Source organism: Nostoc sp. KVJ20, from assembly GCF_001712795.1.
Lineage (GTDB): Bacteria > Cyanobacteriota > Cyanobacteriia > Cyanobacteriales > Nostocaceae > Nostoc.
Genome location: NZ_KV757766.1, coordinates 1 through 10,039, shown reverse-complemented (window position 1 = coordinate 10,039; position 10,039 = coordinate 1). Strand labels below are relative to the sequence as shown.

Below are 10,039 nucleotides of genomic sequence, written 5' to 3'. Positions count from 1 at the left end.
ATTTTTTGGGAAAATTTATCGGTGTACCACGAATTAGTAGAGGTTATATGCCTTTTAAAACATTGAAAAAGAATACAAAAATCAGAATTAAAAGGGAATAGGGAACAGGCAACAGAGGAATTCCCAGAATTAAAGAAGTAGGTTGAGAGTCAAAATTCACTCCGTCAGGGGCGATGCCCTGAGCTTGTCGTAAAGCCTGCGGCATAGCTACGCTTAGGGCGTAGCTTCTCCAAGAGTTGGGTCATAATTCAGGAATGTAATAGACCGAAAAAGCGGTGCTTCGTAGCATCTCCGGCTCTGCTCCTGAATTCTTCTTGAATTTCTCATTTTCTACCGTTCCCACTTAAGAGTTAAGAGTTCCCTGTTTTGTAACAGTAAATAATTTGAATCATCCACCAATAGTAGATAATTTGTGCTTTCATAATGAAAACTCCGAAACCATCTAAATATCCAGATAAATTAGGTAAGAAAACATTAGAAAAAGAGCAAATTGAGTTTGCTAAAGTCTTGACTCCCTTTGAGGACATTATTCATTTAGCAGGGATTTGCAACTTGAATTTAGGCGGGAGAAAAGGCATAGGTGCATTGATTCTCAAAAAAGGTGAATCTATTCAGATTAAATTTTGTTTTGATTGTTTAGGGATTCATCCAAATTTAGCCAATGAACAAATATTACCGATATTCGAGGGGATAGAAGCCGGACTTAAGGAAATCCCAGAGCAAGAATCAATGACCATACATTTTGGTTCATTTACTTCGGATTATGAACGGCAACAAGAACTTAAGCAAATTGAGAATACTTGTTCAGTCGAACAACTTAAACTCTTGATTCGTAGTGAAAGATTACGAATCAAAGGATTAACCAAAAGTGGAATCCGAAAAAACAAATTCTTGAGGTTATGGTGTACTTATACTGTTGCTTCTGATGAGTCACGAAATCAAGATTTTGTTGAGTCTATTATTAAACAATTGGAGAAATTCTGGTACAAATTCACTGGAGAAATTCACTACATTAATAATACCAAGATTGAAAATATTCTGCAAAATTCATTTAATGCTGGTTTTCAATCATGGGAGAATTTGCTGAGTAATAAGATGAAATTAGGGATTAAAGCTTTGAGTCCTGAAGAACTCTGGACGGTAATCTGGCAGCAATTTAACCATTCTCCACCAACAGCAATCCCAAATCCCTTAAAAATAGATGAAATAAATGGACTAATTGAAACCCAAACAAGCGATTTTCACATCCGGCATCATTTACTAGAAGATGAGCAGTCTTTACCATTTTTGGATCGTCAATGGGTAAAAATCCAAGATAAATATATTGGAGCGCTGAATTTTAGTCAAAAACCAGGGGGCTGGATAGACGAACAGGGACAACTAAGATATCTCTGGTCACTGATATCTAGAGATAGTATTTTCGATACTGAAATCATCTGTCAAGTTACGAAAGCTAACCAAGGAATCACAAAAACTAATCTGCAAAGACTAACTAAACAATCGATTACTTCTACGACATTATCCAGTGATAAAGGTAATATTGATGTCAAGTCGGGACTGAATATTGAGTCAGCAGTAGAAGCTCAAAAGACGATTTACAAAGGAAATGTTGTCGTACACACGGCTGTAGTTTTTCTGGTACACCGTCAATCAACACGCTCTTTAGATGAAGCTTGCCGTTACCTTGCGAGTTACTTCTTGCGTCCGGCGGCAGTTGACCGGGAGATAGAATACGCCTGGAAGACATGGTTGCAGTGTTGTCCATTTGTTTGGGAACCACTGTTAACCAAGCCTTTTAACCGCAGACTGCCATATTTTAGTTCCGAAGCACCAGGGCTGATGCCTTTGATCCGCACAGCCACAGGAGATCGGACTGGGTTTGAGTTAATTGCAGAAGAGGGCGGAACACCTGTATATCTAGACTTGTACCAAAATCACAAGAATCTAGCTGTTTTCGGTGCAACTCGTTCGGGGAAATCAGTACTGGTGGCTGGAATTCTTACACCAGCACTTGCCCAAGATATCCCAGTTGTCGCTTTAGATTACCCCAAACCAGATGGTACATCTACCTTCACTGACTACACTAATTTGTTGGGGAAAGACGGGGCTTACTTTGATATTTCTAAAGAATACAACAATCTTTTTGAGTTACCGAATTTGCAAGGGCTAGAACCAGAAATTATCAATGAAAGATTGAATGATTTCAAGGAGTTTTTGAAATCAGTGTTAATGACAATGGTGATTGGAACTAGCATGATTGGGGTTAGTCCTGGGATGATTACCAATATTGAATCAATCATTGCTTTAACATTAAAAATATTTTTCAACGATGATGAAATCAAAATGCGCTATAAGTTAGCGCTCTTATCAGGAGTGGGAACTAAGGCATGGACAGAAACTCCAACACTGCAAGACTTTTACAAATACTGTTCCCCAGCCTTTGTTAAATTAGATTCTATTGCCAGTAACAGTCGAGATATAATGTCAGCTTTAGAACAAATTCGACTGAGACTTAGTTACTGGTTAAGCACAAGAGTTGGACAGTCAATTTCTCGCCCTTCTAGTTTTAGAACTGATGCAAAATTACTTGTTTTTGCATTAAGAAATTTATCAAGTGAAGCGGATGCAGCCATCTTAGCTCTGAGCGCTTATGCTGCTGCACTCAGACGAGCGTTAGCATCGAAAGTCAGTATCTTCTTCCTCGATGAAGCACCAATCTTATTTCAATTTGAATCAATTGCAGATTTGATTGGTAGATTGTGTGCAAATGGTGCAAAAGCGGGAATTCGCGTAATCCTATCTGCCCAAGAGCCAGAGAGTATTTATCAAAGCAAGGCAGCATCTAAGATTTTTGCAAATATTGGCACTAGATTAGTCGGGAGGATACAAACCTCAGCAGTAGACCCATTCATAGAGAGATTTAAATATCCTGCCGAAATCATTCGAGTTAACAGTACAGAAGCTTTCTATCCCCAAAAATCGGGAATTTATTCTCAATGGTTGCTTGATGATAACGGTAAACTAACTTTTTGCCGTTATTATCCCGCCCATTGTTTACTGGCATCTGTCGCCAACAATCCGCACGAGCAAGAATTACGGACTCTTTTTCTGAAAAATTATCAAGATAATCCTTTGTTAGGAATGGTCAAGTTTACTGAGGATTATATCAAGATGATTCGATCAGAAGAGTTGTCTGAGGAAGGTAAAAAACTCATGTTTCAATTAGAAAAAACAAAGGTGGCTTAACTATGAAGAATCGTCAAAAAGTTGCTGTACTACTTTCTGTTACTGTAGTAAGTTTATTACTAGCTACACCCAGTTATGGATTAGTCATTAGTGATTTTTTTAGCTCTCTAGTTGATGATATTAAAGGTGAAGTAAGCCAGATCCAAACTTGGACAAAATTGCAAATAGATCAAAGTTGGGCTGGGATTAAGAAAGATGCTCAAGCTGCAATTGATAATACTGTCGGAGAGATGGGAGCGCCAGATCCGATTGCTAGTAGCGATGAACTCAAAAATCGGATTGCTGATACTTACTCTTTACCAGTCGCCAAGGAAAAGGGGCAAGATTTAGAGCGAGAACTCACAAGAGCTTCAATCATCAGTGTTGTAGGTAAAACTGGGCAAGCAGATACGTCTCAAAAAATAGAGAAAACAACACAAATAGCTCAAGACGCGAAAACCATTGCTGACCAAGCTCAAGACATGGATGCTTCTCAAAATGTCCTGAAAGCGATCGCCGCTCAAAATGGTCTGGTAGTTTCCATGTTGGCACAACAGCGCACTGATTCATTGCAAGCAAGGCAGGATAATTCATACTCCAATCTCATGCTGACTCAAGTTGCAGAAAACACAGCAAATGCACGCAAAAAACAAGATTTGAATGAATTAGGTACTCTTTCTTTGACCCATGAACTTATCGGTATATCTCGTTTAGATCCAACGCAAGAAAATTAACCAGGACAGGAAACTCTTAACATCTTCCTGATTCCTTATCATCAATTCACCCTTATGCTTTCAAAAAATTACTTATTCGCTCAATCTCAATTTGCTGGTGCAGATTTATTAGAACAAGCAAGTAATACAGCAGATTTTATTGCTCAAGGTTTCAATCAAACTTGGGAAGAAACTATCACAGGTGATTTATATATTGCTATGTGCGATGTAGGTGTATTATTCGCCGTTGCGACATTTGTTTTTTTCATGGTTGAGTGGACAAAGAAAATGCTCTCAGGCGATGAACAACGTGCATACACAGATTTTATCTGGGTGCTGATAGTTATAGTACTTCTAGCAAATAATGGCAAAGTTTTAGGGTCAGGTACTCTTGGAATCAGAAATTACATTAATAATGTCAATCAGATTGTATTAACACGTACAGCAAAAGGTGTTGACTTAAGGGCTGCGTATCAAAAAGCCTTGGGTGTACAAGCGGTGCGTGAGGCTATTGGTAAAGAAATAGAAAATTGTAAAACCTCGTCTCTAAGTCCAGAAGAATCTGTTAAATGTTTGTCGGATGCGAAGGATAGACTTCAACAAGATTATCCGAGTTATTTTACTGGTGAAAGTGGCCCGTTTTCATGGGTCATCCAAAAAATAGACAGAATTATTCAAGCTCCAATAGAGGCAATTAAAGGTGGGGCTAATCCTATACAAGTAATACTTTCTCCTTTCAGTGCTTATATTGGTTCTTCGGTCATCGAAATTGTTTCCATTGTACTGATTGGCTTGAACGGAGCTTATCAATGGGCGATTGAATTAACGATGTTGTTGACGGCACTTATCGGCCCTTTGGCTGTGGGTGGTTCTTTATTACCTTATGGTGGAAAAGCAATTTTTACTTGGCTTACGGGTTATTTCGCTGTAGGAATGGCGAAACTTTGTTTCAACGTAATTGCCGGATTAGCCGGACAATTGATTGCTACCTCTAGAGCAGATCAACCTCTATTCTTTCTTTTTACGATTGGGATTTTTGCTCCTTTCTTAGCAACTGGATTGGCGGCTGGTGGTGGTTTAGCTGTACTTCAACAAATCAACAAAGCGGCTGAAACCTATAGCACAATCGCTATTGATGCTACTAAAGCTATAGCAACATCTGGTGGCAGTCTAGTATCAAAATTCAGTAAATAGTAGGAAGAGGGAACAGAATATTAAGAGTTGCGCGTTCCCTGTTCCCTCTTAAATCGAGAAGAGAGTCGAATGATTACTGCTCTTATTAAAAAGCTACAATCACAAACTTTGTTATTGTTCCCTGTTCCCTGTTCCCTCTTCAACAAACCGACAATGTTTAATACAAAGAATGGTACAAAGGCGAAACCAGAGCCGTTACAGCTTCTGCAATATAACAAATCTGTCCCAACTAGAATCGGAATAATTTCACTGGCTGGATTTTCGATGGCTTTGTTCTCTTTGTTACTACAAATCCTTAATTATGGGGCAGTCAGTAGTTTAGGTAAAAAGCAGTTAGCACTAGTGCAATTGTCATCAGGAGAATCAGTTGTTGCCCAAGCAGTAGAGCCGAATGAACGCTCAGATGAAGTTATTAAAAAGTTTATTTCTAACACATTTATCAAGATGTTTAACTGGGATGGACTTGTTCAAACCTTTAATGAAAAAGGAGAACCCATTACTAAACCAGATACTGGGATAGATGTCGGTAGAACTGAACGCTCTAATGGCAGGGTAACTACTTCTTCTTATGAAGCTGCATTTACTATTAGTGATAATCAAGATTTTCGGACAGCATTTTTGCGTAAGCTAGCTCAAATGACCCCAGCAGGGGTGTTTAACGGTGATACACAAGTTTCTTTAATTCCCCGCTTCATTTCATCACCTCGCAAAATTAAAGATGGTAAATGGTCACTAGATTTAGTAGCTACTCTCGTTACTTTTACAAAACTTGATAATGCAGGCAAAGGTATATCCTTTAACAAAACTATTACTGTACAAGCCATTAGTACGCCGCAAAATATCCCCAATGATACTACTGCTTTGGCAAAGAAAATTTATCAAATCAGGCAACCTGGATTAGAAATTACGGAAATCGTTGATTTAAATTTGGCTAACAGACAATGACAAATACTCAGATTAATAGCTCATCAACTGTAGATGATTTTCTCAAAATAGATGATGACTTAAAACCTTCAGCAATGAGTTCAGATTCCAGTCCAAAGGAAATTACATCAGAGCAAGAATTAGATAGTCCATCAGTCATAACTAAACATACGGTAATCACTTCTCCCTGGTCAAGATTGTTGGTCATAGCACTCCCTTTTGGATTGACCTTCTTAGCTATATTTTGGCTGCTGAATGGCATTTTTAATCCTAATAGCCGCGATGCTACTAAAACTATTGAAGAACCAAGGTCTTCAGGAAATAAAGAACAAGTTGAGCAAACAGATGGGGATGTTTACGCTAAGTTAGCGCTGAATCAGCAAGAAGATGAATTAAATAAGATTAATCAGAGTAAGCAGGAAGTTAAAGTTAATAATAAACCTGTGAGTGTTGCAGCTTCACCACCAACACCAACAGCTAGACCTGTGGCACAAACACAAAGTTATAGCCCTAGACGATATTACGTTCCGAGTAGAACTAACCAGACTATTTCATCACCACCTCGTAATCAAACATTGCCAAGAATTAGTAATCCTGTTAGGACTGTTACGCCGAAAACAGAAACGCCAACAGACGTGATAGCTGAATTTAATCGACTTCGCAGCTTAGGATCTTACGGAAAAATCGCTTATACACCTACTTCAAATAACCAGCAGATATCAACAGAGGCGACATCCTTTCAAACACCGAATACAACACAAATTAAAGTACAGCCACCCAATAGTGCTTATACAACACAGCAAACACGCCCTAACTTCTCTAACAGTACATCCACAGAAATTGAGAAAATTCGCCCTCGTTGGTTAGCCGATTCTAAATCTGATAAACAAGTAGCAGATGGTAATTACTTGTCTCAAGAAAACCAAATTCTGCAACAGCGTAAAACTCGCTATTTAGTTGTTGGGGAATTCGCAAATGGTATTTTAGTGACTTCAGTCGTCAAGCAGCAAAGCGAAAATCGCTTCCAACAACAGCAAAATCCAGATGATAGTAAACGCTATGTTGCTAGATTAACGGCTGATTTGCATGACAACTATGGAAATGTGGCAATTCATAAAGGCACTTTATTGGCCGTTGAACCCCTACAGGTTAATGGTGGCTCTTATGTAAGTGTGCAAGTCACCAGCATTATCAAAGATAACACTGAGTACCCAATTAGTAGCGGTGCAATTTCTGTATTAGGAGAAGGCGGGAAACCGTTGTTAGCTAAACAGTTCCAAGATCAGAAAGGGGGAGGTTCTGACTTGACTGTGGGATTAGTCAGTGGTTTGGGCCAAGTAGGAACAATCCTGAATCAATCTGATTCCAGTAGCAGTGTAATTAATTCTGCTACAGGGACATTTAGCTCTAGCACGACTTCAAACAGCCAGCGCAATATTGGCGGGGCATTCTTACAAGGTGCTTTTGGCAAGCTTAGTGACATCATTGCTCGTCGTGCAGAAACTTCTAACCAAGAAATGACCGCTCGTCCCAATGTTTGGTATATCCCACAGGGGACGAAGATTACCTTTTTGGTGAACCGTTCTCTGGAGTTGCCATGAAGAAGTTAAAACTCATGACAGCGCTCCAGCTTGGGGTTGCTGCTTTTTTGGCAGTGTGTCTAGTTCCAGTCAAAACCTATGCTCAAAGTACAGTCCGCACTATAAAGCAATCTCAGGTTAGTGGCAGCACTGCCAAGCTGCAAAAAATTAAGGTCTGGAATGGCTCAGGCGTATCAATTTCATTTTATGAAGTCAATGAGATGGTGAAGCGGGTGTGGATTGACGATCCCTCGCAAGTTCTGATTGACACTGATGGTTGTTTAGAGGGAATCGACCAGAACTGTCAAAACAGTAGTGCTGGATTACTTCACTTACGCCGGATTAAAAAGCTTCCGGTTCCAGGACTGCCGCAAACAAGTGCAACTTTGCTTACAGTGATTACTCAAACTGCTTCTGGCTCGCGCAAAGTTTACCACTTTCAAGTTACCCCATCTAATTCCCGTCCTGAATATAGTCAAGTGTCAATTATTAACGACAAGCCATTTTCTCTAGTAGCTCGACCGAGATTATCGCCCTTAGTACAAACTATCAACACCACAAAACAAATCAGAGCGGGGATGAGGGTAGCGATTAATAATGGTTTGCTCTCCTCATCTGATGAACTTCACAATCGGATTGAACAATTCTTGACTCATTTTCAAGCTGGAGAGCAAATGCCTACTGCGGCAGATATTGCTGGTGTCTCGCTTAAATTAGTTAATAAATTAATCGAGCTTGGACAACAAAATGGAACAGGAGGACAAATATGAAATCATCAAAGCGTTCGCCCAAAATTAGTTTTGACACGATTCGCTATTTAATATTGTTTGGATTGCTCGGAGGATTGTTTCTTCACAGTTTTTGGAAATATGGAATTATGAATCAGGTAATTGGATTTATACTGCCCAAAGCCTCGGCACAAGTCCCATTTGTCAGTAGCAACAATGGCTTGATTCCAGACTGGTCAAAAATGAAGTTTCAAGACATGATTGTATCTGAATCTGGTCATGTGACTTACCCATCCGTGAGAGGTAATCAGACTAGAACTTGGCAAGCTGGACAAAGTATCGGCGATTTTATGGAGCTTGGAGATTTTGAAGATGCTAATCTGAATATTGAAAAGCTTAACCTCAAGGCGATATCTCAGGCATTAGCTATTGATTTAGATGGTTTAAAGCTTGACGATTTTGGAATAATCAAAACTCAAACCCTTAGCGATTTAGTCAAGGCTATACCTGATTTAGCTAATCAATCAGCCAGTAGTGTAGCACCAATAGCTGACTTTTTTCGCCAAATGGGTATCAGCACTAATCAAAGAATTGGTAACGTTGCTAATTATTACAATTTAGATAATATCACTCTCGGCAATGAAATTGATTTGTCTAAATACAAGCTGACATCGATTCCGGGGATTGAAAACTCATCATTTGATGAATTTGCTAATTGGCAAGATACTCTAATTTCAGACATTCCCGGATTAAAGGATTTATCTTGGAATAATTTTCCTAATGTGCCAGAGCCGGATCTTTCTTTCGTTGGGCAAGTAGATTTGCCATTGGGAGATATAGAAGCTAACCGGATTCGCAGCATTTCTGGCAGTTATCAAGAGGGTTTTAATGTCCCTTGCAATCAAAATAATTGCGTCCACTTTGAAGCTTCAGGTCTTGGTCAGACCACTGGAGCGCAATGGATTTCGGGTAAAGTCCAAAAAGTAAAAGGTGGCTATGGAATTTTAGCTGTAGCTAATGGTGGTCTTGAGCCAACAGGTCGTCATCCCTTTGGTAAATCATTTAAACAAGTGGTGTGGGATATAGATGAATCGAGCGGTTCCGTTAACACTGCTATGTTTTTCCGTTTCTGCAAGACTATTCCTTTTGTTGGTCGGACTTGTACTCCCTACTTTATTGGGCCAGTTCCGTTTATCAATTATCACGAAAAAGACCCAATTATTTTTGGTAGTCCCTCTACTGTTCCTAATTAACTATTCTTAATTCCTGAATTTTTGCGTGATGAGCAATAATTTGACTACTTCTACAAACAACCAACCATTTCATTTTGAACAGTTACAAAATCCACATAGTGACATTGGTAAGTACACTCATCATTTATTTAAACCAAGTGGATTAGCAATTATAAGTATGTTGGCTGCTTACATTTTAATGAGAGTATTCTTTGGCGATGGCAGTAATAAAAAGAAGATTGCGACTAGTTACTGGGGAGGTAGTAAAGAAACTGCTGCTGCCAAGAAAAAGGCGCTACAACAAATAAATTCACCCAAATGTGATAGTGCTGCACTTTACATAGGTAAGCATAAATGCAAGGGTGCTAAACAAGAAAGTGGCGCTGGCACTACTTTTTATATTCCTGATGTTCAACGAGGAACGGCGGCAATTGGCGCTCCCG

Annotated in this window: 7 protein-coding genes and 1 pseudogene; all 8 read left to right on the top strand. The window is 39.3% G+C overall.

Going from position 1 to position 10,039, the window contains the following annotated elements:
* Positions 1-423 precede the first annotated feature (423 nt).
* Positions 424-3,246, top strand: coding sequence for a hypothetical protein (locus A4S05_RS35980; RefSeq protein WP_069074540.1), 2,823 nt, complete (start codon positions 424-426; stop codon positions 3,244-3,246).
* 2 nt (positions 3,247-3,248) lie between these two features.
* On the top strand, positions 3,249-3,959 hold the full coding sequence (locus A4S05_RS35975) for a hypothetical protein (protein WP_069074539.1): 711 nt from the start codon (positions 3,249-3,251) through the stop codon (positions 3,957-3,959).
* A 54-nt stretch (positions 3,960-4,013) separates the two neighbouring features.
* Entirely contained in the window at positions 4,014-5,132 is a 1,119-nt protein-coding gene (locus A4S05_RS35970; RefSeq protein WP_069074538.1) for a hypothetical protein, read from the top strand.
* A 153-nt stretch (positions 5,133-5,285) separates the two neighbouring features.
* A complete protein-coding gene (locus A4S05_RS35965) occupies positions 5,286-6,077 on the top strand; it encodes a hypothetical protein (RefSeq protein WP_069074541.1) in 792 nt (263 codons plus the stop codon).
* Positions 6,074-7,657 carry a TrbI/VirB10 family protein gene (locus tag A4S05_RS35960; RefSeq protein ID WP_069074537.1) on the top strand — a complete coding sequence of 528 codons (1,584 nt, stop codon included), beginning with the start codon at positions 6,074-6,076 and terminating at the stop codon, positions 7,655-7,657. Before A4S05_RS35965 ends, A4S05_RS35960 begins: the two co-directional genes overlap by 4 nt.
* Before the next feature lie 14 nt (positions 7,658-7,671).
* On the top strand, positions 7,672-8,406 hold the full coding sequence (locus tag A4S05_RS35955) for a hypothetical protein (protein WP_069074542.1): 735 nt from the start codon (positions 7,672-7,674) through the stop codon (positions 8,404-8,406).
* On the top strand, positions 8,403-9,617 hold the full coding sequence (locus tag A4S05_RS35950; protein WP_069074536.1) for a hypothetical protein: 1,215 nt from the start codon (positions 8,403-8,405) through the stop codon (positions 9,615-9,617). Before A4S05_RS35955 ends, A4S05_RS35950 begins: the two co-directional genes overlap by 4 nt.
* Positions 9,618-9,645: 28 nt before the next feature.
* Positions 9,646-10,039 (top strand): annotated as a pseudogene (locus tag A4S05_RS35945) (type IV secretory system conjugative DNA transfer family protein); the annotation flags it as partial.

Excerpts from the sequence above, each read along its gene's own strand:
- A4S05_RS35980 (WP_069074540.1), top strand. The coding sequence starts at position 424 with ATGAAAACTCCGAAACCATCTAAATATCCAGATAAATTAGGTAAGAAA.
- A4S05_RS35975 (WP_069074539.1), top strand. The coding sequence starts at position 3,249 with ATGAAGAATCGTCAAAAAGTTGCTGTACTACTTTCTGTTACTGTAGTA.
- A4S05_RS35970 (WP_069074538.1), top strand. The coding sequence starts at position 4,014 with ATGCTTTCAAAAAATTACTTATTCGCTCAATCTCAATTTGCTGGTGCA.
- A4S05_RS35965 (WP_069074541.1), top strand. The coding sequence starts at position 5,286 with ATGTTTAATACAAAGAATGGTACAAAGGCGAAACCAGAGCCGTTACAG.
- A4S05_RS35960 (WP_069074537.1), top strand. The coding sequence starts at position 6,074 with ATGACAAATACTCAGATTAATAGCTCATCAACTGTAGATGATTTTCTC.
- A4S05_RS35955 (WP_069074542.1), top strand. The coding sequence starts at position 7,672 with ATGACAGCGCTCCAGCTTGGGGTTGCTGCTTTTTTGGCAGTGTGTCTA.
- A4S05_RS35950 (WP_069074536.1), top strand. The coding sequence starts at position 8,403 with ATGAAATCATCAAAGCGTTCGCCCAAAATTAGTTTTGACACGATTCGC.